We start from the raw sequence: 24,798 nt of genomic DNA, 5'->3' as shown, positions 1-24,798 counted from the left end.
TAACAGGCTTTCAACGGAACCGTCACCATTCCAATGTGCATGGAACTGCTGTAACTATCTACGAAACAGAAACCGGATTCTTCCCGATGCGATCTGCTTCCACAGCCATCCTTTGATCAGCGTGCGCAAAATGGCGCGCGACAATGGGATCAGCAGCAAAAGCCCGGCCACATCAGCCAGAAAACCGGGCATGATCAAGAACAGCCCGCCTAGCAAAATAAAGACGCCGTCGATCACAGCATCTGTCGGCATTTGCCCACGGGAAAGCTGGACCTGGATCAATCGTAAAATCTCCAGCCCTTGCTTTTTGGCAAAATAGGCACCTGCCACGCCTGTCAGCAGGATGAGGAGGAAGGTCGGTCCGGCACCGATGGCCTTCCCCATTAAAAACAATCCCCACAGCTCAACTGCGGAGGCAAGGATGAACACCACGGCAAGCAGGCGAAACATAGCCACACACACTCCTTTGCGTGACAAAACCGGGGACGCTTCCATGCGCACCCCAGCATGTCTGCACCGTCCGCTGCTTACGCCTGCGCCACCAACCACTCATACAGCTCGGGAAGCAGCTTGGGCAAGCGAACGGGTTTGAATTGGAGATTGGTAAAAACGTGTTTGGTCGTGCCGGTGACGAGCAGCTGCTCATCCCGGTATACCTCATAGCCAAAGTCAAGGCGGACCGGTGTGATCTGTTCGATCCATGTCCGTACTTCAACGATGTCGTCATAGCGGGCAGGGGACTTGTACGACACCTGCACATCTGTCAATGGCAAAAGCAGCCCCTGCGTTTCCAGCTCGCGATAGCTGATGGAGGCATCGCGCAAAAACTCCGTCCTGCCGATCTCCAGCCAGTTCACGTAATTCGTATGGTAAACAACGCCCATCTGGTCCGTTTCGCCGTAACGAACGCGAAACCGGATGGTCTTCTGCTGTTTGGCCATATTTCTTTCACTCCTTACAGTACGCGCGCCAGCCCTGTGTAGATGTGGCCGCGCTCCGTATCGACCGTAACGGTCTGTCCTTCCTTCAGCAGCTCTGTCGCACGGCTTGCCCCGACGATCACCGGCACATTCAAGTTCAAACCGACGATTGCGGCGTGGGACGTCAAGCCGCCCTCTTCCGTGATCACCGCGCCCGCGCGTTCAAAAGCCGGAATCATTTCGGAATCGGTGCCGATCGTGACCAGAATCGCGCCGTCTTCCATTTTGTCCAACGCTTCTTTGGCATTGTTGGCAATGACGACTTTGCCTGTCACCACTTTGCGTCCGATGCCTTGTCCACGCGTGATGATGTCGCCGATCACGTGGATTTTCATGATATTGGTCGTGCCGGTTTCACGCACAGGGACACCTGCGGTGATGATCACCAAATCGCCATGGCGGACCATGCCGGAGCTGAGCGATTGCTGAACCGACAGCTCCAGCATTTCGTCTGTCGTATGTGCCATCGGTGCCAGCAGCGGGTAAACGTTGTTCACCAATGCCAGGCGGCGAAGGACGTCCGCATGCGGCGTTACCGCGATGATCGGCGCTTTCGGGCGATATTTGGAAACCATGCGCGCAGTATGACCGCTTTCGGTCGGCGTGATGATCGCAGCCGAATCCAGATCGAGCGCCGCGTTGGCAACCGCTTGGCTGATCGCCTCGGTGATCGTCACTTGCTTGCGCATCGCTTGCAGTTGGAAAATTTCGCGATAATTCAGCTCTTGCTCGGTTCTCACCGCAATCCGCTCCATCGTGGCAACGGATTCAACCGGATATTTACCCGCAGCGGTTTCACCGGACAGCATGATCGCATCGGTGCCGTCAAAGATGGCGTTCGCCACGTCGCTCGCTTCCGCACGGGTCGGACGAGGATTGCGCTGCATCGAATCGAGCATTTGCGTAGCCGTGATGACCGGCTTGCCCAGCTCATTGCATTTGAAGATCAGTCGTTTTTGCACGAGCGGCACTTCTTCTGCCGGAATTTCCACGCCAAGGTCGCCGCGCGCTACCATCAAGCCATCGGCAACTGCCAGAATCTCGTCCACATTGTCGACGCCTTCCTGGTTTTCGATTTTGGCGATCACATCGATTTTGGTGTGGTGGCGCTCCAAAATTTCGCGAATCTCCAAAATGTCCGCTGCTTTGCGCACAAAGGAAGCGGCGATAAAATCGACGCCTTGCTCGATGCCGAATACGATATCCTCGGCATCCTTGCTGGTGATACCCGGCAGGTTGACTTGCACGCCTGGCACGTTCACGCCTTTTTTGCTTTTCAATGTTCCACCGTTTTTGATGCGGCAGATGATGTCGGTTCCTTCGATTCCTTCGACGACCAGCCCGATCAGACCGTCGTCAACCAAAATGGTGCTGCCAACGGTGACGTCCTGGGGCAGCTCTTTGTATGTAATGGAAACGCGCTCCGCTGTGCCCGCTACCTCTTCGGTCGTCAAAACCAGAATTTCTCCTTCGACCAGTTCCACGGAATCGACCGCAAGCGTGCCTGTCCGAATTTCGGGCCCTTTCGTATCCAACAAAATGGCGATCTGCTTGCCGGTTTGCTCGCTTGCCTCGCGAATGTTTTTAATCCGGGCAGCATGCTCCTCGTGGGATCCGTGGGAAAAATTCAGACGGGCAACGTTCATCCCCGCGTGGATCATTTTGACCAATGTGGAAACAGATTCACTCGCTGGCCCAATCGTGCAGACAATCTTCGCTTTTCTTAGCAATGCAAGTCCCTCCTTGAAGTGTGAAGCTATGTAGCGCTGGCACGCAAACAACCTGAAACGCCGGAACAGGAGAGCGTAGTCTCCCGTCCCGTGCCATTTCAGTGCCAACGATGATTATATAGAGAGCGAACGAGCCAGGTCATAGATCGACAGATCCAGCTCATGCCGCTGTTGTAACGCTTCGTTGAAATCGAAATCGACAATTTGATTATTCTGAATTGCCACCATCCGATCTTTCTTTCCTTCCAACAGCAGGTCTACGGCCGCTGCCCCCATCCGGCTTGCCAGCATCCGGTCAAACGCTGTCGGCGAACCGCCGCGCTGGATATGGCCCAAAACGGTGACGCGCGTTTCCCAGCCTGTTTTTGCCTTGATCTGGTCTGCGAACGATGCCGCACTGCCGCATCCCTCGGCAACGATGATGATGGAATGCTTTTTGCCGCGGCTGCTCCCTGCGTGCAGACGTTCCACGATGTCGTTGATGTCATGGTCCGCTTCCGGGATAATGACGGTTTCCGCTCCTGCGGCAAGACCAGCCCACAGCGCAAGATCGCCTGCATCGCGTCCCATCACTTCAATAATATACGTGCGTTCATGAGAGGTGGCGGTATCGCGAATTTTATCGATCGCCTCTACGATGGTGTTCAAAGCGGTATCGAACCCGATCGTAAAATCCGTGCACGGAATGTCATTGTCAATTGTACCCGGTACGCCAATCGTCGGAAAGCCTTTTTCTGTTAATTTTTGTGCGCCGCGAAACGATCCGTCTCCACCGATGACGATCAAGCCATCGATCTCGTGCTGCTTGAGCTGCTCCACTGCTTTTTGCTGCCCCGCCTCCGTGCGGAACTCCTCACTTCGTGCGGTGTACAGCGTCGTGCCGCCGCGGTGAATGATATCGCCGACTGACCCCAGGGTCATTTCTTTAATATCTCCCCGAATCAGCCCATCATAACCGTGGTACACTCCGAAAATTTGCAGGCCGTGAAAAGCCGCCCGTCGTACCGCTGCCCGAACAGCTGCATTCATTCCCGGCGCATCGCCGCCGCTCGTCAACACTGCCAATCGTTTCATATCGCTCACCTCTTCACCCTTCTCCATGATTAGGATGGCTGCAAACGAAAAACAGTATGTACTATTCTTCACATGCGCCACCCTGTTATATACAACCTTACCTATCTGTTATACAAATTAACGACAATATGACATACTTATTCTTCTCATGCCGCCAACCTGCAATCCCTTGGTACGAATACGATTGTAGCAGATTTAATCAGGAGAAAAAAGCAGAAAAAAGCCTCCGTTTTATGAAAGGGAGGCGTATTGACCAATCTGTTTGAATTTCTCGTAACGATCCTGTATCAATTCTTCCGGCGTCATTTGACTGAGCTGTTCCAGTCCGGATACAAGCGTAGCCTTGAGCAGCTCCGCCTGTTTGACCATGTCGCGGTGTGCACCGCCGAACGGCTCCTCGATCATGCCATCGATGATCCCCAGCTCCAGCAAATCCGGAGCGGTGATTTTCATCGTTTCGGCCGCCTTCTGTGCCAGGCCCGCGTCCTTCCAGAGCAATGCTGCTGCTCCTTCCGGCGAAATGACCGAGTAGGTGGAGTTTTCGAGCATATAAATCCGGTTGCCCAGACTGATTGCTAACGCTCCGCCGCTTCCGCCTTCCCCGATGACCACGCACAAAATCGGGACGCCGAAGCCGGCCATTTCACGCAGATTGCGTGCGATCGCTTCGCTCTGGCCGCGCTCTTCTGCGGCCTTGCCTGGAAAAGCGCCTTGCGTGTTGATAAAGCAGATGATCGGACGTTTGAATTTGTTGGCTTGCTGCATCAGGCGCAATGCCTTCCGATACCCTTCCGGATGCGGGCTGGCAAAGTTGCGCGCGATGTTTTCTTTCGTGTCTTTTCCTTTTTGGTGGCCGATGACGGTAACCGGACGTCCATCCAAATAAGCGATGCCGCCCACGATCGCCATATCGTCCCCAAACAGCCTGTCCCCATGGAATTCGATAAAATCCGTAAAAATATGATTGATGTAATCAAGGGTAGTGGGGCGCTGCGGATGACGCGAAAGCTGAACGCGCTGCCATGGCGTCAGTTGGCCGTAAATTTGCTCAGCCATCTCTTTCGCCTTGATTTCCAAACGCGCAACCTCGTCGGAGAAATCGATGCCCTTCTCCTCGGTGAATCTGCGCAGCTCTTTGATTTTATCCTGAAGCTCGATTAACGGTTTTTCAAAAGGAAGCTCGCCTGCCATCCCTACACTCCTTCCCGCACAGTATGCATTTCCACGATTTTGCCCAATGTCTCGCGCATGTTTTTGCGGTGCACGACCATGTCGAGCTGACCGTGTTTCAGCAGGAATTCAGCAGTCTGAAAATCTTTCGGCAACTCCTGGCGAATCGTTTGTTCAATGATCCTGCGTCCGGCAAAGCCGATCGTAGCACCCGGTTCGGCGATATTGATGTCGCCGAGCGATGCGAAGCTTGCGGACACGCCGCCTGTCGTCGGATGCGTCAGGACGGAGATAAACAGCAGCCCCTCGCGATCCATCTGTGCGAGCGCTGCGCTCGTCTTGGCCATCTGCATCAGGCTGAGTGCGCCTTCCTGCATGCGCGCACCGCCCGAGGCCGCAAACAAAATCACCGGCAGCTTGCGTTCGAGCGCACGCTCAATCGCACGGGTGATTTTTTCGCCGACAACGGAACCCATGCTGCCCATGCGGAAACGCGAGTCCATGACGCCGATGACGACGCGATTGCCCATCAAAAGGCCTTCTCCCGTCACGATCGCCTCATTCAGATTGCTCAGTTCCTTGTCCTTTTCCAGCTTGTCCAAATAACCGGGGAACCCGAGCGGATTCGCGCTCAGCATATCAGCATCGAATTCTTCGGTGAGCACGCCGTCATCAAGCAAGGACGCGATCCGTTCAGGCGCGGAAAGCGAATAATGATGCTGGCAGCCTTTGCACACGCGAAGATTTTTTTCCAAGTCTTTGGAATAGTGAATAGTGCCGCAATGAGGACATTTGTTCATCAGGCCCTCCGGCACTTCTTTTTGCTCTATAGCAGGTGCGCGTTCGATTGGCTTTGTTGGGACTGTCGCGAACTTGCGCTTTTTCCCGAAAAGATCTTTAAGCACCGTAACACCTCATCTTTCATTCAGTGAAGGATCGAGCCAACACTTCTTGGACTTCATGAAGCTCGCTCTGGGGTACAAGGATTTCAAATTGCTTCGATACTCCTGCCTCCCGAACCTTTACCAGGAATCCTTCGTCTGTCAGCCGATGCTGAATGCGTTCTGCGATTCTGGCGCTGGGAGCGATATAGATGACCGTCCACATGATGGTTCCCTCCTCCAAACTCCGCTGCAATATGTAACCTGACATATCATATCACAGCGCGGTTTCTCGCCGCAAACTCCTGTTTCTCACAGTTTGCTGTTATCCAGATGCCTCAGCATTTTTTCGACTGCCGACTGTTCGTCTCCCGAGCGGATCGCTTCCATGATGCCGCGATGTTCATCGACCGCCGTCCGGGCACGTCCTTCGCGGGAAAGCGATTCGTTGCGCACGCTTTCGCTGTATTCGACCAGCGGTGCCCAGATGCGGTGCAGGACGGAATTGCGGCTGGATCGACAGATGACGCGGTGAAACTGGTAGTCTTCCTCTGTCGGCACTTCACCGTTCGCAATCCGTTCCTCCGCGTGCGCCAAAATTCGCTCCATTTCCTCGAAATGTTTGCTGGTGGCCCGCTTGCAAGCCAGACGCACCGCATCGATTTCGAGAATTTTGCGCATCTCGACCAAATCTTTCTTGGTCTTGACATCGCGTAAAACAAACATGCCCAAGATGTCGATCAGCCGGTTGTGGCGGTAATGCTTCAAAAACGTACCCTCGCCCCTGCGCGTCTCGATCAACCCCAAAAGCTCCAATGCTCTGAGTGCCTCGCGCACGGAGGAGCGCCCAGCGTTCAACGTTTCGGACAGATCCCGCTCCGAGGGCAATTTGTCACCCGGTCTCAGGTTGTTTTGCTGCACGATATCGTGGAGCTGCAGCAGAATTTCTTCGTATACTTTGCGTTCTGTCTCGGAATGGAGCACGCCTTATTCTCCTCTCGTGTGAAAGTCATTTGGTCCAGGGAGTGGAGATTATGCTTTTTGCAAAGCCGTTTGCGTCAGCTGGAACGTTTTTTCTTTAACCGCTTCAGGATCAACCGTTCTGCGCGCCACGCCCGTTTCCATCGCTGCTTTGGCAACAGCTGCCGCTACATGCGGTGCCACGCGCGGGTCGAACGGAGCCGGAATCACTTTATCGACGGACAGCTCTTCCGGAGAAACAAGACTTGCGATCGCATGAACCGCTGCCAGCTTCATCTCTTCGTTGATGCCTGTCGCATGCACGTCCAGTGCGCCGCGGAAAATGCCCGGGAAAGCCAGCACGTTGTTCACCTGGTTCGGGAAGTCGGAACGACCGGTACCGATGACAGCCGCGCCCGCTTTTTTCGCTTCTTCCGGCATGATTTCCGGAACCGGGTTTGCCATTGCGAAAATGATCGCATCGCGGTTCATCGACGAAACCATCTCAGGGGTGAGCGCGCCTGCTACGGAAACGCCGACGAATACGTCTGCACCCTTCATCGCATCGGCAAGCGTGCCTTGCACCATGCTGCGGTTCGTGATTTTCGCCATTTCTTCCTTCACGGCGTTCATGCCGAACGGACGGCCTTCATACACGATCCCTTTCGTGTCGCACATGATGACTTCTTTCACGCCCATGCTGATCAACAGCTTCATGATTGCGATGCCCGCTGCGCCTGCGCCGTTTGCAACCACGCGGATTTCTTCAAGCTTTTTGCCGACCACTTTCAGCGCGTTGAGCAAACCTGCAGCCGTTACAATCGCAGTACCGTGCTGGTCGTCATGGAATACCGGGATGTTGCACTCTTTTTTCAAGCGCTCTTCGATTTCGAAGCACGCAGGTGCCGCGATGTCTTCCAGGTTCACGCCGCCAAAGGATGGCTGAAGCAGTTTGACTGTTTCTACAATTTTGTCAATATCATTAGTTTGCAAGCAGATCGGGAACGCGTCCACGCCCGCAAAAGATTTAAACAAGACCGCTTTTCCTTCCATAACCGGCATGGCCGCTTCCGGACCGATGTTGCCGAGGCCAAGCACAGCCGTACCGTCGCTTACTACCGCTACCGTGTTGCCCTTCATCGTGTAGTCATACACTTTGGATACATCATCGAAAATCTCTTTGCACGGCTCCGCAACACCCGGGGAGTAGGCCAAGCTCAGGTCGTATGCGTTACGCACTGGCACCTTCGTAACGGTTTCCAATTTCCCTTGGTATTTTCTATGCAGTTCCAATGCTTCTTCACGTAAGTTAGACATCCCGTCATTCACTCCTATCTCACCTATCAGGTCTCTGGTAGTACGCCTGGAAGTGGTCAGACCACTTTTTAAACTATGTACTCATTATATCAAAACACTTTCATCTGTAAACCTACGGAAAAACAGAAAAAAGGGAGGTTCACCATCATCCTCCCCAGTTTATGCTCATTTCTTTCAAGATTACGCTGCCATGTCCAACAATATCTCGCGCTTTCGCCAAAAATGACTCGTCTGCATCGATCCGAATCGTCTCCGGCAGGCGAATTGACTGCTTTTTGGCTTCGTAATAAAGCACGACGGGAATCGTTCCTTTTTTTCCGACAAAAAGCTCCTGCAGCTTCGGCAATGTCGAATCATGCTCCTGCTCGGCGGTGATTTTGATGAACAAAACTGGCGACGCGGCAGGCTTCGGCAGCGTCTCGAGGTCCCACATCCGGGACAGCATGAGCTTCGGCATATCATCCTGCATGTCCACGCGCCCTTCCGCCAGCACCATCCGCTCCTTGCCCACGAGATCGCCATATTTGGCGAACACTTGCGGGAAGGCGACCACTTCCACGAGCGCGGTTTTGTCCTCCAGCGTCAAAAAGGCCATCGGGTCACCCTTTTTCGTCTGGATGCGCTTGAAGTCCAGGATCATCCCGACGACTTTCACCTGCTGGTCTTTCTTTCCTTCATACATGGAAGCGACGCTTGCGACCTCGGGCCGGTTCATCACGTGCGCGTATTGGTCGAGCGGATGGCCGGACAGGTAGAGGCCGAGCAGCTCCCGCTCTTCCTTCAGCTGCTGCATCCGGTTGAACGGCGGCACTTCCGGATAGCCGTTGGCATCGGTCGTCGTCTTGCCGACGGTATCCTGTGCCCTCGGCTCCTCTTCTTCCAGCGAGGCGAACAGATTCAATTGGGCGCCGCTGCGCTCCTGGCGCTTGGAGACGGCTTTGCCCATCGCCTCGTCGAGCAGGACGAGCTGTTGGGCGCGGTGGCCTGGCAAGCTCTCCAATGCCCCTGCCAAAATCAGCGATTCCACCACTCGCCGATTGACCAGGCGTCCATCCACACGCGTGCAGAAATCGAACAGGTCGCGGAACGGCTCCCCTTTCCGCTCTGCGGTGATCTGGTCGATCGCGCCGTAGCCGACGTTTTTGATGGCAGCCAGGCCAAAGCGGATTCCGCCCTCCTCGGGAATAAACCCGGCCTCGCTGCGATTGACATCGGGCGGGAGCATGGCAATCCCGAGCCGCTTGGCTTCTTCCGCATACTCTGCGATTCTTGTCTGACTGCCGATCGACAGCGACAGCAGGGCGGCCATGAAGGCGAGCGGGTAGTTTGCTTTGAGATATGCCATCTGGTATGCGATGACGGCATAGGCGACCGAATGGGCTTTGTTAAAGCCGTAATCGGCGAATTTGACGATCAGGTCATAAATTTGGTTGGCGAGCGCCTCATCGTAGCCTTGGCGGATGCTGCCCGCCACGAATTTGGCTCGCTGCTCGGCCAAAAGCTCCCGTTTTTTCTTGCCCACCGCCCGTCGCAAAATGTCGGCTTCGCCCAGGCTGAAGCCTGCCATTTTCGACGAAATTTGCATGATTTGCTCCTGGTAGATCATGTAGCCGTGCGTCTCTTGCAAGATCGGTTCCAGGTCGGGGTGGGCGTACTGGACTTTTGTCTGCCCGTGCTTGGCCCGGATGTAGTCGGGAATGATCTCCATCGGCCCGGGGCGGTACAGTGCCACAACGGCGATAATATCGGCAAGCGTGGTCGGCTTCAGCTCGCGCAGCACATTGCGCACGCCTGCCGACTCCAGCTGGAAGATCCCGGTCGTCTCGCCTCGCGTCAGCATGCGAAACGTCTTTTCATCATCGGGCGGCAGCTTGTCCAGGTCGAGATGAATCTCTTGGTGGGCGAGATGGCGCAGCGTTTCCTGAATGATCGTCAGGTTGCGCAAGCCGAGGAAGTCCATTTTCAAAAGGCCGACCGCCTCCAGCACCTCCATCGGGTATTGGGTCAGCGCCAGTCCCTCGTTGCCCTGCTGCAGCGGGACATACTCGGTCAGCGGCTCGCGCGAGATGACGACGCCCGCCGCATGTGTGGAAGCATGGCGCGGCAGTCCCTCAAGCCCCCGCGCCGCTTCGATCAGGCGGGCTACCTCCGCGTTTTGCAGCGCCAGCTTGCCGATCTCGGGATTGAGCGCCATCGCTTTTTCCAGCGTCATCCCCGGCGATTGCGGGATCATTTTCGCCACGCGGTCCACGATCCCGTGCGACAATCCGAGCGAGCGGCCCACATCGCGCACGGCCGCCCGCGCTGCCAGCGTTCCGAACGTGATGATTTGGGCGACGCGGTCTCGGCCGTATTTTTCGGCCACATACTGGATGACCTCATCGCGCCGCTCTACGGAAAAGTCGATGTCGATATCCGGCATCGTCACCCGTTCCGGATTGAGGAAACGTTCGAACAGCAAATGGTAGCGCAGCGGATCGACATTCGTGATGCGAAGGACATAGGAGACCAGACTGCCAGCTGCTGATCCGCGCCCCGGACCTGTCGGAATCCCCTTTTCATGCGCATACTTCATAAAGTCCCAAACAATGAGAAAATAATGTGTAAATCCGGTCCGCGTGATGATCGCCAGCTCGTGCATGAGCCGCTCGCGGATCTGCGGCGTGATTTCTCCGTACCGCTCCATGCAGCCTTGCTCACACAGCTCAAGCAGGTAAGCATCGGCATCCGTTCCCGGCGGCAGCGGATACTGCGGCAAAATGTGCTGGTCAAAAGCAAGCTCCACCGAGCAGCGAGCAGCAATGGCAGCCGTATTGGCAAGCGCTTGGGGAGCGAAAGCAAACAAGCGCTCCATCTCGCCGCCGCTTTTCAAATAAAACTCTTCCGACTCGTAGCGCAGCCGATCTTTGTCGTCGATTGTTTTGCTCTCGCCGATCGCCAGAAGAATATCGTGCAGCGCCGCATCCTGCTTTTTCACATAATGAACGTTGTTGGTTGCGACCAGCGGAATGCCGGTTTGCTGGTGAAGCCGCAGCAGACGCTGGTTCAGTCTGCGTTCCGTCTCCAGCCCGTGATCCATCAGCTCCAAATAGAAGCGGTCCGGCCCGAAGGTGGTTTGGTACCACAAAGCCGCTTCACGCGCGCGATCGGCATCGCCTGCCAGCAGGTGGGTGCCCACCTCGCCCCGGTGGCAGCCGGACAAGGCGATCAGCCCGTGGCTATGTGCCTTCAGCCATTCTTTATTGATACGCGGCAGCGTCTGGTACCCTTTCGTGGCAGCCAGCGTCGCCAGCTTCAAAAGATTTTGGTAACCGGCATTGGATTCAGCCAGCAATGTCAAATGGTAGGGAGAAACCGCCTGATTGCGCGGCTTGATTTCCTGCAGGTCGCCATCGATCACGTACATCTCCATCCCGATGATCGGCTTGATCCCCGCTTCCAGGCAAGCCCGGTAAAACGGGACCGCTCCATACAAATTCGCATGGTCGGTAATCGCCAAAGCCGGCATGCCAAGCTCTGCTGCCCGTGCGATCAGCTCGTCGATACGCGCCGCGCCGTCAAGCAAGCTGTATTCGGTGTGTACATGCAAATGAACGAAAGACATGTCCATAAATCCTCCAGGCGATTATTTGTTCTCCTCCATTATAACGCAGCTTTCACTTTTTTCACGCATGTGGGTATTCAAACACGCTCTTTTTCGCTGCTTGCCATAAAGTAGTTGTATTCGTAAGGGAGGTGCGGACCATGGCCCAAAATACTACCGACTGGATACGGCAGCACAAGCGCTTGCTTGATCTCCCCCTTCGCAAGGGACTTCGGCGGGCATCCCCCCAAACGAGCAAAGAAAACGCGCGTTATCCAGTGATTGTCCAATTCAAGAAAAAGACCCTTCCGTCAACCATCCAGTCGTGCAAAAAACAGTGGGGGACCTCATCCTTCACGCCGACCCGCCGTTTGGGCATCATTCAAGCCATCTCGGGAACCGCTACGCTCTCCTGTCTGCAGAAAATGTGCGAATCCGGGCATGTGGAGCGCATTTATTTGAATCAAAAGGCAAAAATGTCGCTTGATGTCGCGGCACCGAGCGTGGGTCTAACGCGATCGGCAGCAAATCGGTTCACCGGAAAGGGTGTGACCATCGCCATTCTCGATACGGGAATTTATCCCCATCCCGACCTGAAAGGGAGGATCATCGCATTCCGCGATCTCATCCACAAGCGCACGAAGCCTTACGACGACAACGGGCATGGAACGCATGTCGCCGGATGTGCGGCCGGAAATGGCAGCAGGTGCAAAGGAAAAGCCGCCCGCCGGTTCATCGGTGCAGCTCCTCATGCCAAGCTCGTCGGTGTCAAGGTGCTGGCTCAGGACGGGCAAGGCAATTTTGACGACATTATCGCCGGCGTGCAATGGTGCATCCGCAATCGCAAAAAATACGGTATTCGCGTTCTCAACCTCTCGCTGGGGGCTGAACCGTTGTCTCACAGCAAAAACGATCCGCTCTGCCAGGCGGTTGCCCGTGCCGTCCGCGCCGGCCTGGTCACCGTCGTCTGCGCCGGAAACAACGGACCTCACCGCCGCACGATTTACACGCCGGGAATCTGTCCCACAGCGATTACGGTCGGGGCGACGGATGACCGCAACAAGCTGAACCAGGCCGCCCACAAAATCGCCCGATTCTCCAGCCGCGGCCCCGGCATGTACGGCCAGCTCAAGCCTGATTTGGTTGCGCCTGGTGTCAATATCACCTCGCTGCGCGCGCCTCGCTCTTTTTTGGACCGCGAGCTGGCGCTTCAGCGCGTCGGGCGCTGGTATTTCACGCTGTCCGGCTGCAGTATGTCAGCACCGCTGGTCGCCGGAACCGTCGCCTGCATGCTGGAAGAAAATCCCAAGCTGACGCCGCAGCAGGTGAAAGCACGCTTGCTGCAGCATACCGTCCATCTGGTCAAAAGCAACCGCTACGCGCAAGGACACGGCGAGCTGAACGCCAGGTTCCTGAAGAAAAAGTGAAGAACGGCCGAAATGGGCGTTCTTTTTCTTTCCTGCACATGTTTGGAACGTTTTGAGGCATGGTAAAATATACAAAAACCTGCGTGCCCGGCGTGTGGACAGGAGAGAAGCTGCTATGAACAAAATTGGTACCATTTACCGGACGGACCTGAAAAAAATCGCCACCAACTGGGCTGCGGCAGTCGTCATTCTTGGCTTGGTCTTTTTGCCGTCGCTGTACGCCTGGTTTAACATCAAAGCCTCCTGGGACCCGTACAGCCAGACGAGCGGAATCGCCATCGCGGTCGCCAACAACGATACCGGCTCCGCCATCCGCGGCAAACCGATCAATTTGGGAAATGAGATCATCACCTCCCTGAAAGACAACAAGAAAATCGGCTGGACGTTTGTGTCCGAGGAAGAGGCGATCAAAGGGGTGCAGGAAGGCGACTTTTATGCCAGCATCGTCATCCCGGCCGATTTTTCCGCCAAAATCGCAACCATCATGACCAATCAACCGCAAAAAGCCGAAATCATTTACACCGTCAATGAAAAAATCAACGCAATCTCCCCGAAGATCACCGCCAAAGGCGCAAGCGGCGTGATCGAGGAAGTGAACCAAAATTTCATCAAGACCGCAAACGGCACGATTTTTCGGATCTTCAATGAAATCGGCGTAGAGCTGCAAAATCAGCTGCCGACCATCGAAAAGCTGAAAGCGCTGGTTTTCCGCCTCGAAGGCATGTTCCCCGAGATCAATCAGGCGGTGGGGCGCGGGCTGACTGACGTCGACCGGGCGGCACAAATCGCTGCGAAGGTTCAGAAGGACTTGCCACTCGTCGCCGAACTGGGCAAAGACGGCACCGACTTTTCCCGGCGGCTTGGCGATTTCCTCACCAAAAGCGAGGATGCCCTGATCAGCGTATCTCCCACGATCAAGGCGGACTTGGCGCTGTTGCAGCAAGCTGCGGCGGCAGCGGAGCAACTGGCTGCCGTCCTGCAGGAAAACAGGCCAGACCCGGCCGTCGCGAAAGCGCTGATCGAGCAGACGATCAAGCGGCTTACGGTGGCTGCCTCTGTGACCGACAAGCTGAAGCAAGCGCTGGCGCGATTGGAGGACATCACCGGCGGCACCAGGCTGAAACCCGCCATCGACAAGCTGGGACAGGCCCAAAGCCGGTTCCAGGAGCAGACCGCGACGTTGACCAAAATCAAAAACGCCATCGACAAGGGTGAGCAGCCCGCCGCAGAGCTGTTCGACCGCATGCGCGCGCTCGCTGCCGAGACGAATGCGATTTCAGGCGATATTCTTGGTCGGTACGACAGCGAAATCCAACCCTTCGTTTTGGACGCCATCGAGCAGGCGAAAAAGGCGAATCAGCGGGTCGGTGCCGTCTTGGCCGACGCGGTGCAGAAGCTGCCCGAGGTGACACGTGTTGTTCAAGATGTCGCCAAGGCACTGGCGACCGGAAAAAAAGAACTGCAAACCATCCAGCAAAGCTTGCCCGCTTATGAAGCCCAGCTAAAAGCGCTGGCCGCCAAAATGCGCGCTTTGGACAAAGAGGCCAACCTGCGGGAAATCATCGACCTGCTGCGTCATGACGCGCAAAAAGAAAGCGAGTTTTTTGCAGAGCCGGTCGTGCTGAAGGAAAATCGGCTCTTTCCGATTCCCAACTACGGCTCCGCCATGTCGCCATTTTTCACCACGCTTTCGCTTTGGGTCGGGGCGCTGTTGCTCGTATCGCTGCTCACGGTCGAGGTGCATCATCCCGAGACGCCTTACCGCAGCTACCAGATTTATTTCGGCCGATTCTTCACTTTTCTCACGATCGCCCTGCTGCAATCCTTGTTCGTCACGCTCGGCGACATCTACCTGCTCGGCACGTATGTGTGCGACAAGCTGTGGTTCGTCCTGTTCGGGCTCGTGCTGAGCGCCGTTTTCATGTTGATCGTCTATACGCTCGTCTCCGTCTTCGGCAACATCGGGAAAGCGCTGGCGATCGTGCTGCTCGTGCTCCAGCTGGCAGGCTCCGGCGGAACGTTTCCGATCCAGGTGACGCCGCCGTTTTTCCAGGCGATCCACCCGTTCCTGCCCTTCACCTATGCGATCAGCATGATGCGTGAAGCGGTCGGCGGCATTTTGTGGCATGTGGTGACGCGCGACCTGATGATGCTCGCCGTCTATGTCGGTATTTTTCTTCTGCTCGGCCTCGCTTTGAAAAAAGTCATCAACCGTGCCAGCGCCGGTTTTATCCAGAAAGCGAAGGAAAGCAAGCTGATCCATTGACGCGCGAATGGACAGACACCTTTTCGCCTCTCTTTGCCATATCATGGGTTATCGTTTACGTGATCAAAGGGAGAGAACCCGATGAAAATATGCTTTTCGTGCAATCTGGAGAAATACAAGCCAAAAGGCAATGTGCTGCAGTTTCTCGGCATGCTCAAGGCGTTTGACCGCGAAGTGAGCAAGCTGTCAAACAAAAAACGGAAGAAATTCGTCATCGACTGCGTGCTGCCCTTCGAATTCCAAAACGGCCACGATGGGTTCAAATTTCATCACGTGCGTTTCCATCAAGCGGACGATCTGACGGACAAGATCATCAAGCAGGATGAAAAGAAAGACTACGACTTCATCTTCATCCGCGGGCGAGACCAGGCGCTCGATCTGGTGAAAAAGAAGCGTTCGCTCGGCGACAAGCTCCTGTTTCTCTCGATCAACTACAACCTGAATGATCCGCGCATCATGAAGGAAGTCCATTTTTTGCTGCGCCATACCCGTGTCATCTTTTTCCAGTCGGTACCGATCGCCGAGCGGTTTAAAGCCTATTTGCGCCGGAAAAAATGGGGGGAAGCGCGCATCGAGCGTCAGATCAAGGTGTTGCCGCAGTTCGTTGAAGCGATGTCGGAAGAAAAAATGCTCCGGATTCACCGCGCCACCCCGCCCCAGCTCATCAATTGCGGCGTGATCCGTCCGCGCTACGGCTTGCCAGTAGCCGTCAAAGCGATCCGCCTGATCCGCAAGCGCGTCCCGGAGGCGAAACTGAACCTGCTCTACCCATCGATTGTCAACGCTTACCGCCCGACTGCGGAGAAGCTGCTGAAAAAGCCGGGCGTCGTCAACCACGGGCAAAAAAACGTCTGGGAAACGAAGAAAATGATCGTGAAAGCCGGGATCGGGCTGGCCCTGATTTATGACAACACGCCCGATTTGACGCCGTCCCATGCTTATTTGTCCCGCGTCCTCGAATATATGGCGCTTGGCGTGCCGGTGCTGACGACCCGCACCTTTGGCAATGTTCATCTCTTGGGCGACAATTACCCGCTGTTCGTTCAGGATGAGCACGATATTGCCCGCTGTTACCACATGCTCAATGAGCCTGCTTACTACCAGGAAATGAGCGAGTACGTCAGGGAACGTGGCAAAGCGTATCTCGGCGAAAATGCGATTAAAGATTTTTGGAAGGTGCTGACGACGGAATTGGGGATGCCTGCATAGGCGTCCCTTTTGACTGTTCCGGAATGATTTTGGTACGATGGAAGCGTATGGCTTGTACGAAAATTGAGGGGTTGGTTTTTCGGTGTGGTTTGCAATTTATTTGACAGGTTTTGTCGGATCGCTTGTGCTGGCGCTTTATTTCAGCATCATGGCGCGTCAACGCGGCATTCATCCGCTCGCCTCGCGCATGACACTCGGGAAGATGAACATGGCGATCGGCGTCCTGTTTACGCTGATGGCGCTGAACCAGTTTACGTTTGAAGATTTGACAGGGGTACGCATCGGCGTCGCGCTCGTGCTGCTTCTGGTCGGGCTGGTCAATTTGATTTTTGGTACCCGCAATTATATCCAATACCGCCGAGGCTGGATCATGGAACTGAAGAAAAACGGTTGATCCCGTAACCCTCGGACATGAAAAGAAGGAGCACAGTTCCCCATCGCCACCGGAGAACCGCTCCTTTTTTCGTTTTCGCAAAGTCATCATTCCGGCTGTGCCCACATCTCCTGCGGATTCAGCTCGTAGATGTTGTTCTCGCGGTACATGTAATGATTCATGATGAACTCGCGGCGAATCGTGGCAAAGTCTTCATGAAACCGGCTGATGTATTCGTTGATTTCCTTTTCCGTATACTTGCGGCCCACTTCCAGTCCGGAAACCATGTGTTCGAAAACATAGAGCTTCTTTTTGCGCTGAACCGGAATCGACTTCAGCTTGCCATCGACAGTGAAAAAATTTTTTATGACTTTTTCCTTCTCATTTCCATCCACGCTGCCCTCTCCTCCCCAAACAACGTCCAAAATCGCTTGCGCATCACGCCGCAAATGATCGGCATCCAAATAAAAATAAATCGTATTTTTGTCCCGTCGCTCATAGACGATGCCGGTCTCGCGAAGCTTTGCCATATGGTGCGTAATCGTCGGCGGCGTCAAGCCGAGCTTGCCGGCGATCGCCTGACCGTGGAGCGGGCCTTTGGACAGCAGGGTCAAAATCCGAATCCGCGTCGGGTCTCCCATCGCCTTGTGAAAATTGACCAAATGCTGCAGCTGCATCTCGTTGCTCTCCTTTCTTTATGTAATTCGACGTTTATGTAATTAGATAATATCTTAATTAGCTAGGAATGGCAAGCAGGCACATGACTTTTCCATGTGCCTGCTTGCAGTTCGTGCCTGTTTTTTCTTTTACTTTACATCGTAGCCTTGATCTTCGATCGCTTCTTTGATCGCTTCGAGACTTACCTTGCTTTCGTCGAAAGACACATCGACCGTTTTGCTGGCCAAATCCACTTTTCCGCTGGCACCGATATTTTTCAGCGTTCCTTCCACAGCGTTGACACAATGATTGCAGGACATGCCCTCGACTTGCAGCGTAACGTTTTTCATCTTTTTCGCTCCCTTTCTTCCATCCGTTATTTCATCAGCTTGTTGACGGTCACCAACAGCTCATCGATTACATCGTGATCGCCCGATTGGATACGATCGATCACGCAGCTTTTCATATGGCCTTCCAGCAGCAGTCTGCCGACGCTGTTCAGCGCGGATTGAATCGCCGCGATCTGGTTCAATACATCGTCGCAGTACGTGTCTTTTTCGATCAGCCCTTTCACGCCGCGAATCTGCCCTTCTATGCGATTCAATCTGGTAATCAGGTTGCTCTTCATTTTGTCCGAGTGGTGACTCTTCCGTTCCTCACCTTGGGCACAATGGTTCGTTTGATCTTCGTGGTCCATTTGTTTCCCTCCTCTTATTGTAAATATACAATACCCCCCTATACTATGTAAAGGGGTTTTGCTTCTTTTGGCCTCACAAACGATTATACATCATAGTCATATGCAGGACAGCTGGCTGATCTGGCAAGTTCGTGTGGCGATGGTTTGTGGAGGCGATGGTTTGTGGAGGCGATGGTTCGTGGAGGCGAGGGGCCTCGCGAAAAAAGCGCTCCGGCTCCGCTCTGACAGCGCTCGCCGGTGGTTAGACTGTCCGGCTCCGTGTAAAAAGCGGGACCGCGCCCCAAAGCCACTCGCTGCGCGGCGGGTGTTTCTCAAGGATGATGTGGGGCGCGAAAGACGTCCCGCTTTTTACACTACGCCTGGGTCGGCGCTGTCAAGGCTGCGCGGCCCGCTTTTTTCGCGAGGCCCTGCTGCAGCGGTTGTATCGCTTTCACTCCCGAAAAATCTGAATGAAAAAAAGAACAATACATAACGATAAAAAAACAGCCCTCCGGCTGTTTTTTTATCGTTCTACGATTTGTGCGGTTACCAGGGCTTTGCAGACCAACTGGTCCTGGTGGTATACGGCTACCTCGACTTTTCCGAATCGGCGGCTGATGTCGAGCAGCTGTGGTTTGATTTCGATGCGGCTTTCGATTTGGACGGGCTTGAAGAAGTAGACCATGATGTTTTCCGGCACCATATCGCCGCGGCGGTGCAGGCGCAGCAGGTTGCAGGCCGATTCGACCATGACGGTGGTCATGACGCCGGAAGCGACGGTTCCTAGGTGGTTGGTCATCTGCGGCGTGATGTCGCCTTGGTAGACCAGGGTGTCCGCGATTTTCTCCTCGCGGAAGCGGCTCATGATCTGGGTCGGGAATGTCTCGCCCATCTGCGGCTGTTTCTGCATGTATTGAAGCGCTTTGAGCACGTCTTGACGGCTCAATACCCCCACGAGCCTTTTATGATTGTCGACGACCGGCAACAGCTCGATGCCTTCCCACACCATCAGGTGAGCGGACGATGCGACCGAGACGCGCGGCGATGTGGTGATCGGATTTTTCGTCATGACCTTGTCCATCGTCACCCAGCTGTCGTGTCCGATGATGTCTTTCGACGTCACGATCCCGACCAGCCGCATCTGGTCATCGACGACGGGAAAACGGGTGTCATGGTAGTCTTGCGTATATTGGTGCCAAACATCCACCGTATCATAGGTGTGCAGCATTGGTGTTTCTTCGATCGGCTTGAGCACATCCTCGACCATGACGATCTCTTTTTTGATCAGCTGGTCATAAATGGCCCGGTTGATCAGCGATGCGACGGAGAACGTGTCATAGCTCGATGAAATGATCGGCAGCGCCAGCTTGTCGGCCAGCTGTTTCACCTCATCGCTGGTGTCGAACCCGCCGGTAATCAGCACCGCCGCGCCTTGCTGCAGCGACAGCTTGTGCGCCTGGGTGCGGTTCCCGACGATCAAGAGGTTGCCCGCGTCGACGTAACGCATCATGGCGTCCAGCTGCATGGCGCCGATCACAAACTTGTTCAGCGTCTTGTGCAGCCCTTCGCGCCCGCCCAAAACATGGCCATCCACGATGTTGACCACCTCGGCAAACGTCAGGCGCTCGATGTTTTCCTTCTGCTTCTTTTCAATCCGCACGGTCCCTACACGTTCGATCGTGCTGACATATCCTTGTGATTCCGCTTCTTTGATCGCCCGATACGCCGTTCCTTCGCTCACATCCAGATCTTTGGCGATCTGGCGCACGGAAATTTTGGAACCTACGGGTAAATTATCAATATATTGTAAAATTTGTTCATGTTTTGTCATCATTCGCAAAACACCTTCCCTTTTGCTCAACAGTTATCGGGATCGCATCGGCCAATCCATGCAGCAATTCAAGTGAAGCGGGAGAATTCCGTATCCCTCCCACGACAACTATAACCGAATCTGTAGCAAAAAAAAAGAGTGCAGCCAGTGCTACACCTTCAAAAGTATATACATTAAGGGGGTTTTCATCGTGCTTTTATCTTACCCCGCAAATATTACAGGAGTATTACAACGGGATTACATTTTGTTTTCATTTTGATTAGGCAATTGTGTAGCTCTCGCCTGGCGCAAGCGCGCTGCCGCCAATGCCTTTTTCCTGCAACTGTCTTATATAAGCGTCTCCATCCTGTGCCAACAGCGGGAACGTATTGTAATGAATCGGCACCACGGCGCGCGCTTGCAAAAACTGTGCAGCGATGAGCGCATCTTCCGGTCCCATCGTAAAGTTGTCGCCGATCGGCAGGAACGCCAAATCGATCGTGTTGAGTTCGCCGATCAGCTTCATGTCCCCAAACAGACCGGTATCGCCGGCATGATAGATCGTTTTGTCGCCTAAATAGAGCAAAATGCCGGCCGGGAAGCCGAGGAACTGGAAGGTAGACGATCCTGGCAAAAGCTCGCCTGCGCCATGGAAGGCCAGCGTAAACTTGACTTTCCCGAACGGAAATGAAAACGATCCGCCGATGCCAAGCGGATGAACCTTGCAGCCTTGGCTTTCCATGTACATCGCCAGTTCATATGTTGCGATGACCGTTGCCTCGTTTGCCTTGGCAATTTCCACAGCATCCTGGATATGGTCGTTGTGACCATGCGTCAGCAGCACGTAATCCACCTTGATGTCCTGCGCTTTCGCTTTTGCAACAGGATTGCCCGTCAAAAACGGATCGATGATCAAGCGGTGTTCGTTGTAAGCGATTTCTACTGTGCTGTGTCCATGATAGGTAACTTGAATCATGTCATGTCCTCCTTTTTCGTACAATCGTTTTCATCCTTATGTACTTTCATGCAGCGAAATCTCCAAAGCGTCCGCAATCTGACTGGTTCGCAGTCTGCCTTTTATTATACCAAACTCTGCCACAGGTTCGCGCGCTTGCAATGTGCTTTCCATGCAAAAGCGGCCTGCCCAGCACGCTGCTGGCACAAGCCGCTTTTTTGCCTATTTTCCGTTTACTCGTACTTTGCTCAAGGTCAAAAGCTCCGACACGGTTACAAAGCGATAGCCTTCCTTCTGCAGCGAGGGGAGAATTTCCTCGATGGCGTGAACGGTCTGTTCGCGCGCGCCCCCGTAGTCATGAAACAGGACGATGTCGCCGTTCCTCGCATTTTTCAGCACCTTGGCTACAATCTTGTTGGTCCCCGGGTCCGTCCAGTCCTTCGTGTCTTGATGCCACGACCACAGAACGACCAGGAAGCCGGCTTTTCTCAGGCTATCCACGAGCGATTCGTCATAATAGCCGCCAGGCGGCCGGAACAGCACAGGCTTTTTGCCGGTCACATCATAGATCGCCTTCTGCGTCTGTTCGATCTCCCGGTGCAGACGGGCAGGAGACAGCCGTCGCATGTTGGGATGGCTGAACGTATGATTGGCCAATTCATGTCCGTCTTCCGCCAATTGCCTGACTACGCTCGGGTTTTTCAGTACGCGTGATCCGACGACAAAAAACGTTGCCTTGGCATCGTACTTTCGCAGCAGTTCGGCGATTTGCGACGTGAACACCGCATCCGGGCCATCGTCAAACGTGAGCGCCATCACTTTTTGTCCGGAAGGGACCTCCCACACAATTTCCCCCCGTTTTTCATAGTAAGCGCGCCCTTTTCCATCCTTTTTGGCGACAGCCGACGAACTGAGTGGAAGTACGGCCAGCATGATGATCGTTAGCAGTGCAAGTAAGGTTCGAGTGCGTTTTCTCATACGCTTACTCTCCCAAAGTCGGCGGAAAATTAGTCATGCGCCACAGACAAAAAGGGCGAATAAAGGTCAGACGAAAAGGGTAAGCAAGCCTTGCACGAGGCCGATGATGGCACCGAGCACGAAACCGAGCACCGTGATCATCCGAAACTCTTTTCCCGAAATGCCGATGATCATCTCCTCGACGCGTTGAAGCGGAAAGCCTTCGACCTGCCGTGCCACAATATCTTTGATCGGCAGCTTGCCAAACAAGACATCCACATTGGTCTGCAGCGCGTTCACCGCCCATGCTGACAGGCGAGGTATCCAGCCGCCAAGCACCTGCTCGCGAAGCGGGGCCGTCAGATCGCAGATGCGCTTGTCCAGCACTTTTGCTCCTTCCGCTGCCAGGCGGACAAACGCCTGCTCGCGCCACGCATGGATTTGGTCCTCGCCGATCCACCGCTGCAGCTCAGAAAACGGCTTGTCCAACAGCGTATCGCATTCGCGCTTCAACACCCCGCTCACACGGTTTGCTAAATCTTCCCGGCGCAGCAGCTCGTCGAGATGCGGCAGCAGCATTGCCGTGAGCTTTTCCTCGTTCAAAAACATGCCGACAAGCCCGCCCAGCATCCCTCCGCCGCCTGCGAGAACACCTTTGATCATGCCCGCCAGATTCTCCTGGCCTTCCGGACTGTTCAGGTGATCCCGCAAGCGGGCAAACAGCGACCTGGTCAGACTTGCCATTTCCCGTTCCAGCTTTTCTTCACCTGCAGGTGGCAAAAATGCGCGCAGCGGCTTATCTGCCATCTGTTCCAGCCAACGCTCCACCCCGTTGTTCCATGCCTGGCGCAGCGGCTCTTTCACCGCCTCCCCGAAATTGCCATCCTCGGCAATCAGCGCTGGCACGTACGTCCGCAGCCAGTCCCGCAGCGTCGTCTCTTGCCCAAGCTGGGCAAGCGCCACGTTGGACAGCCAGGCGCGCAGCGTCCCTTCCAAATCGCTTTTGGCAAGCGCGCGTTTTACTCCTTCGGGCGTCAGCAGATGCTCCTGCACCAAACGCCCCATTTGAATCCCGATTTCATCCCTGCGCCGGGGGATCAGCCCCGGGGTAAACGGCACCCGGACGCCGCCTATTTTCCAAGGATGATAAGGGCGAAACAACATCCTGATAGCCAGTTCATTCGTTACTCCACCAATGACGGAGCCGATTATGACATTGACCGCAAGCATTCCAATACCCAAGCCTAACACCCCTCTGTACGATGTAACCAAAGAACTTCACTGCTCATAAGATAAGACTAACCTAAAGCCTCCTGGAAGGGGATAGCCATGTCATATGTACGTACGATGATCCAGGCACTTGAACCCCGAACAGCCGAACAATGCGACGTTGCCATTCCCCAGTCCTTCATGCGCCAGCTATCCATCCCTGCCGATTCCGTCGTCATTCAATTCGGCTCCCAGACGCACAGGGCTCAAGTGAAGGGTAAAGAGGCAGGCCGAGTGGTACAAATGACCCCTACACTCGCCCGTTCACTGCTTCTCCCCGGAGGTGTGCCGCTTTTGATGCGCTATGATGCTACTGCAGAGCGCATCATTTTTGGCCCCTATATCGGTGTTCTGGTTTCTGCCTATGGCAAAGACCCGCGAGATCCGTTTGGTTCCTTCACACCGTTTTTCAATGAGCTTGTCGACATCAGCAGACAGCATGCGGGCGTCGTCAGCGTTTTTACGCTCCACGATGTCAATTGGGAAACGAAGACCGTTCGCGGCCTGATCCGGAGAAACGGCAACTGGCACATGCGCACGCTGCCGCTCCCGCAAAGCATTTACAACCGTCTCGCATCACGGCAGCGCGAACGGTCAGAGAGTGCGGAGATGATGATCAAACGCTGCCGCGAGCATGACATTGCTTTTTTTAATGAACACTTTCTCAATAAGTGGCACGTGCACAAGGCACTCTCTTCCGTGCCAGAAGCAACTGAATTTTTGCCCAAAACCATTTGTCTGGGCGACTTGAACGAATTGAAAGAAATGCTGGATCAGCATCGTTTTCTTTACGCGAAACCGGCAAACGGCAGCATGGGAAAAGGCGTCTATCGCATTCGCCGCGGCCCATCCGGCTATCAGCTGGCAAGCAGCTACTCTGCCAAAACACATAAAGATCTGCCCTCTCTTCACCGCGCCTTAAAAAAGATTGGGCAAGGCAAAAACTACTTGCTACAACAAGGGCTGAAGCTGATCCGCAGCGGAAGCAGAACCGCCGATTTCCGCGTTCTCGTTCAAAAAAACGGCAATGGCGAATGGGCCGTCACTTCCATGGTGGCACGGATTGGCGCGGGCAGCGTCGTTTCCAACGTAGCGCGCGGCGGCACCATGATGCAGGCAAAGCAAGCGCTCGCCGTCTGCGGTCCGTGGGCCACCACCATGAGGCCCTCGCCGCAAACGCTGCAAAGGACGGCGCTCTCTCTTGCCGAGATGCTCGAAACCTCGATGGGCGGGCAATATGCCGAATTCGGCATCGATCTGGGGGTGGATATCCACGGTCACATTTGGCTGCTGGAAGTCAACAGCAAACCTTCCAAGGCGACCACTACCCTCAATATCCCCGAGGGCCAGGAAGAACTGCCCAGACGAGCTCGCCCATCGGTACGCCGTTTGTATGAGTACGCAAAGTTTCTGGGTGGCTTTCCTAAGATCAAACCGACACGTAAAAAACGACGAAAACCATTGGCTACCAAATCATTGAAGAAACGCAATCGTAGGTGACCAT

Annotated in this window: 22 protein-coding genes; 5 read left to right on the top strand and 17 right to left on the bottom strand. The window is 54.7% G+C overall.

What is annotated here, in order from left to right:
- Window positions 1-54: 54 nt before the first annotated feature.
- From ACTID9_RS06865 to ACTID9_RS06820, 10 genes are all read right to left on the bottom strand, one after another.
- A complete protein-coding gene (locus tag ACTID9_RS06865) occupies window positions 55-450 on the bottom strand; it encodes an FxsA family protein (RefSeq protein ID WP_441072463.1) in 396 nt (131 codons plus the stop codon).
- 77 nt (window positions 451-527) lie between these two features.
- Window positions 528-941: an acyl-CoA thioesterase gene (locus tag ACTID9_RS06860; protein ID WP_441070487.1), complete on the bottom strand. Its 414-nt coding sequence runs from the start codon at window positions 939-941 to the stop codon at window positions 528-530.
- Window positions 942-955: 14 nt separating this feature from the next.
- Window positions 956-2,710: a pyruvate kinase gene (gene pyk, locus ACTID9_RS06855; protein ID WP_441070486.1), complete on the bottom strand. Its 1,755-nt coding sequence runs from the start codon at window positions 2,708-2,710 to the stop codon at window positions 956-958.
- Between the two features lie 114 nt (window positions 2,711-2,824).
- Window positions 2,825-3,784 carry a 6-phosphofructokinase gene (gene pfkA / locus ACTID9_RS06850; protein WP_441070485.1) on the bottom strand — a complete coding sequence of 320 codons (960 nt, stop codon included), beginning with the start codon at window positions 3,782-3,784 and terminating at the stop codon, window positions 2,825-2,827.
- 231 nt (window positions 3,785-4,015) lie between these two features.
- Window positions 4,016-4,975: an acetyl-CoA carboxylase carboxyl transferase subunit alpha gene (accA, locus tag ACTID9_RS06845; protein ID WP_441070484.1), complete on the bottom strand. Its 960-nt coding sequence runs from the start codon at window positions 4,973-4,975 to the stop codon at window positions 4,016-4,018.
- 2 nt (window positions 4,976-4,977) lie between these two features.
- Window positions 4,978-5,859, bottom strand: a complete 882-nt coding sequence (gene accD, locus ACTID9_RS06840; RefSeq protein WP_441070483.1) for an acetyl-CoA carboxylase, carboxyltransferase subunit beta — start codon at window positions 5,857-5,859, stop codon at window positions 4,978-4,980.
- A 16-nt stretch (window positions 5,860-5,875) separates the two neighbouring features.
- Window positions 5,876-6,061, bottom strand: a complete 186-nt coding sequence (locus tag ACTID9_RS06835; RefSeq protein WP_122917816.1) for a glutamate decarboxylase — start codon at window positions 6,059-6,061, stop codon at window positions 5,876-5,878.
- 86 nt (window positions 6,062-6,147) lie between these two features.
- Window positions 6,148-6,819 (bottom strand): FadR/GntR family transcriptional regulator, encoded by a 672-nt coding sequence (locus ACTID9_RS06830; protein ID WP_441070482.1) that lies wholly within the window; start codon window positions 6,817-6,819, stop codon window positions 6,148-6,150.
- Between the two features lie 48 nt (window positions 6,820-6,867).
- Window positions 6,868-8,112: an NAD(P)-dependent malic enzyme gene (locus ACTID9_RS06825; protein WP_441070481.1), complete on the bottom strand. Its 1,245-nt coding sequence runs from the start codon at window positions 8,110-8,112 to the stop codon at window positions 6,868-6,870.
- A gap of 145 nt (window positions 8,113-8,257) precedes the next feature.
- Window positions 8,258-11,722, bottom strand: coding sequence for a DNA polymerase III subunit alpha (locus ACTID9_RS06820; protein ID WP_441070480.1), 3,465 nt, complete (start codon window positions 11,720-11,722; stop codon window positions 8,258-8,260).
- 134 nt (window positions 11,723-11,856) lie between these two features.
- Here ACTID9_RS06820 and ACTID9_RS06815 point away from each other — a divergent pair, with 134 nt between their 5' ends.
- The 4 genes from ACTID9_RS06815 to ACTID9_RS06800 all read left to right on the top strand — a co-directional run bounded on the left by ACTID9_RS06815 (window position 11,857) and on the right by ACTID9_RS06800 (window position 16,991).
- Window positions 11,857-13,122: a S8 family peptidase gene (locus ACTID9_RS06815; protein ID WP_441070479.1), complete on the top strand. Its 1,266-nt coding sequence runs from the start codon at window positions 11,857-11,859 to the stop codon at window positions 13,120-13,122.
- A 115-nt stretch (window positions 13,123-13,237) separates the two neighbouring features.
- Window positions 13,238-15,388 carry a YhgE/Pip family protein gene (locus ACTID9_RS06810; RefSeq protein WP_441070478.1) on the top strand — a complete coding sequence of 717 codons (2,151 nt, stop codon included), beginning with the start codon at window positions 13,238-13,240 and terminating at the stop codon, window positions 15,386-15,388.
- An 81-nt stretch (window positions 15,389-15,469) separates the two neighbouring features.
- Window positions 15,470-16,597, top strand: a complete 1,128-nt coding sequence (locus ACTID9_RS06805; protein ID WP_441070477.1) for a glycosyltransferase family 1 protein — start codon at window positions 15,470-15,472, stop codon at window positions 16,595-16,597.
- A gap of 82 nt (window positions 16,598-16,679) precedes the next feature.
- On the top strand, window positions 16,680-16,991 hold the full coding sequence (locus ACTID9_RS06800; protein WP_441070476.1) for a YtpI family protein: 312 nt from the start codon (window positions 16,680-16,682) through the stop codon (window positions 16,989-16,991).
- Between the two features lie 86 nt (window positions 16,992-17,077).
- On the opposite strand, the gene ACTID9_RS06795 is transcribed toward ACTID9_RS06800, so the two are convergent.
- The 7 genes from ACTID9_RS06795 to ACTID9_RS06765 all read right to left on the bottom strand — a co-directional run bounded on the left by ACTID9_RS06795 (window position 17,078) and on the right by ACTID9_RS06765 (window position 23,267).
- On the bottom strand, window positions 17,078-17,647 hold the full coding sequence (locus ACTID9_RS06795; RefSeq protein WP_441070475.1) for a metalloregulator ArsR/SmtB family transcription factor: 570 nt from the start codon (window positions 17,645-17,647) through the stop codon (window positions 17,078-17,080).
- Window positions 17,648-17,776: 129 nt separating this feature from the next.
- Window positions 17,777-17,977: a copper chaperone CopZ gene (gene copZ, locus ACTID9_RS06790; RefSeq protein ID WP_441070474.1), complete on the bottom strand. Its 201-nt coding sequence runs from the start codon at window positions 17,975-17,977 to the stop codon at window positions 17,777-17,779.
- A 26-nt stretch (window positions 17,978-18,003) separates the two neighbouring features.
- On the bottom strand, window positions 18,004-18,324 hold the full coding sequence (locus tag ACTID9_RS06785; protein WP_441070473.1) for a metal-sensitive transcriptional regulator: 321 nt from the start codon (window positions 18,322-18,324) through the stop codon (window positions 18,004-18,006).
- Window positions 18,325-18,826: 502 nt separating this feature from the next.
- Window positions 18,827-20,137: a DRTGG domain-containing protein gene (locus ACTID9_RS06780; protein WP_441070472.1), complete on the bottom strand. Its 1,311-nt coding sequence runs from the start codon at window positions 20,135-20,137 to the stop codon at window positions 18,827-18,829.
- A 256-nt stretch (window positions 20,138-20,393) separates the two neighbouring features.
- Window positions 20,394-21,089 (bottom strand): metal-dependent hydrolase, encoded by a 696-nt coding sequence (locus ACTID9_RS06775; protein ID WP_441070471.1) that lies wholly within the window; start codon window positions 21,087-21,089, stop codon window positions 20,394-20,396.
- A gap of 201 nt (window positions 21,090-21,290) precedes the next feature.
- The gene (locus ACTID9_RS06770; protein ID WP_441070470.1) at window positions 21,291-22,046 is read right to left on the bottom strand and encodes a polysaccharide deacetylase family protein; all 756 of its coding nucleotides are present in this window, start codon (window positions 22,044-22,046) and stop codon (window positions 21,291-21,293) included.
- A 66-nt stretch (window positions 22,047-22,112) separates the two neighbouring features.
- Window positions 22,113-23,267: a DUF445 domain-containing protein gene (locus ACTID9_RS06765; RefSeq protein WP_441070469.1), complete on the bottom strand. Its 1,155-nt coding sequence runs from the start codon at window positions 23,265-23,267 to the stop codon at window positions 22,113-22,115.
- A gap of 87 nt (window positions 23,268-23,354) precedes the next feature.
- On the opposite strand from ACTID9_RS06765, the gene ACTID9_RS06760 reads away from it, so the two are divergent.
- Window positions 23,355-24,794: a YheC/YheD family endospore coat-associated protein gene (locus ACTID9_RS06760; protein ID WP_441070468.1), complete on the top strand. Its 1,440-nt coding sequence runs from the start codon at window positions 23,355-23,357 to the stop codon at window positions 24,792-24,794.
- Window positions 24,795-24,798 lie beyond the last annotated feature (4 nt).

The sequence above is a fragment of the Brevibacillus fluminis genome (assembly GCF_052072235.1).
Lineage (GTDB): Bacteria > Bacillota > Bacilli > Brevibacillales > Brevibacillaceae > Brevibacillus_D > Brevibacillus_D fluminis_A.
This window is presented reverse-complemented; position numbering and strand designations above follow the sequence as displayed.

What these genes read in the sequence shown, in the direction of transcription:
- ACTID9_RS06815 (WP_441070479.1), top strand. Translation starts at nt 11,857, where the DNA reads ATGGCCCAAAATACTACCGACTGGATACGGCAGCACAAGCGCTTGCTT.
- ACTID9_RS06770 (WP_441070470.1), bottom strand. Translation starts at nt 22,046, where the DNA reads ATGAGAAAACGCACTCGAACCTTACTTGCACTGCTAACGATCATCATG.
- ACTID9_RS06835 (WP_122917816.1), bottom strand. Translation starts at nt 6,061, where the DNA reads ATGTGGACGGTCATCTATATCGCTCCCAGCGCCAGAATCGCAGAACGC.
- ACTID9_RS06775 (WP_441070471.1), bottom strand. Translation starts at nt 21,089, where the DNA reads ATGATTCAAGTTACCTATCATGGACACAGCACAGTAGAAATCGCTTAC.
- ACTID9_RS06805 (WP_441070477.1), top strand. Translation starts at nt 15,470, where the DNA reads ATGAAAATATGCTTTTCGTGCAATCTGGAGAAATACAAGCCAAAAGGC.
- accA (WP_441070484.1), bottom strand. Translation starts at nt 4,975, where the DNA reads ATGGCAGGCGAGCTTCCTTTTGAAAAACCGTTAATCGAGCTTCAGGAT.
- ACTID9_RS06785 (WP_441070473.1), bottom strand. Translation starts at nt 18,324, where the DNA reads ATGGACCACGAAGATCAAACGAACCATTGTGCCCAAGGTGAGGAACGG.
- pfkA (WP_441070485.1), bottom strand. Translation starts at nt 3,784, where the DNA reads ATGAAACGATTGGCAGTGTTGACGAGCGGCGGCGATGCGCCGGGAATG.
- ACTID9_RS06760 (WP_441070468.1), top strand. Translation starts at nt 23,355, where the DNA reads ATGTCATATGTACGTACGATGATCCAGGCACTTGAACCCCGAACAGCC.
- ACTID9_RS06820 (WP_441070480.1), bottom strand. Translation starts at nt 11,722, where the DNA reads ATGGACATGTCTTTCGTTCATTTGCATGTACACACCGAATACAGCTTG.
- ACTID9_RS06860 (WP_441070487.1), bottom strand. Translation starts at nt 941, where the DNA reads ATGGCCAAACAGCAGAAGACCATCCGGTTTCGCGTTCGTTACGGCGAA.
- ACTID9_RS06825 (WP_441070481.1), bottom strand. Translation starts at nt 8,112, where the DNA reads ATGTCTAACTTACGTGAAGAAGCATTGGAACTGCATAGAAAATACCAA.
- copZ (WP_441070474.1), bottom strand. Translation starts at nt 17,977, where the DNA reads ATGAAAAACGTTACGCTGCAAGTCGAGGGCATGTCCTGCAATCATTGT.
- ACTID9_RS06780 (WP_441070472.1), bottom strand. Translation starts at nt 20,137, where the DNA reads ATGATGACAAAACATGAACAAATTTTACAATATATTGATAATTTACCC.
- ACTID9_RS06795 (WP_441070475.1), bottom strand. Translation starts at nt 17,647, where the DNA reads ATGCAGCTGCAGCATTTGGTCAATTTTCACAAGGCGATGGGAGACCCG.
- ACTID9_RS06865 (WP_441072463.1), bottom strand. Translation starts at nt 450, where the DNA reads ATGTTTCGCCTGCTTGCCGTGGTGTTCATCCTTGCCTCCGCAGTTGAG.
- ACTID9_RS06810 (WP_441070478.1), top strand. Translation starts at nt 13,238, where the DNA reads ATGAACAAAATTGGTACCATTTACCGGACGGACCTGAAAAAAATCGCC.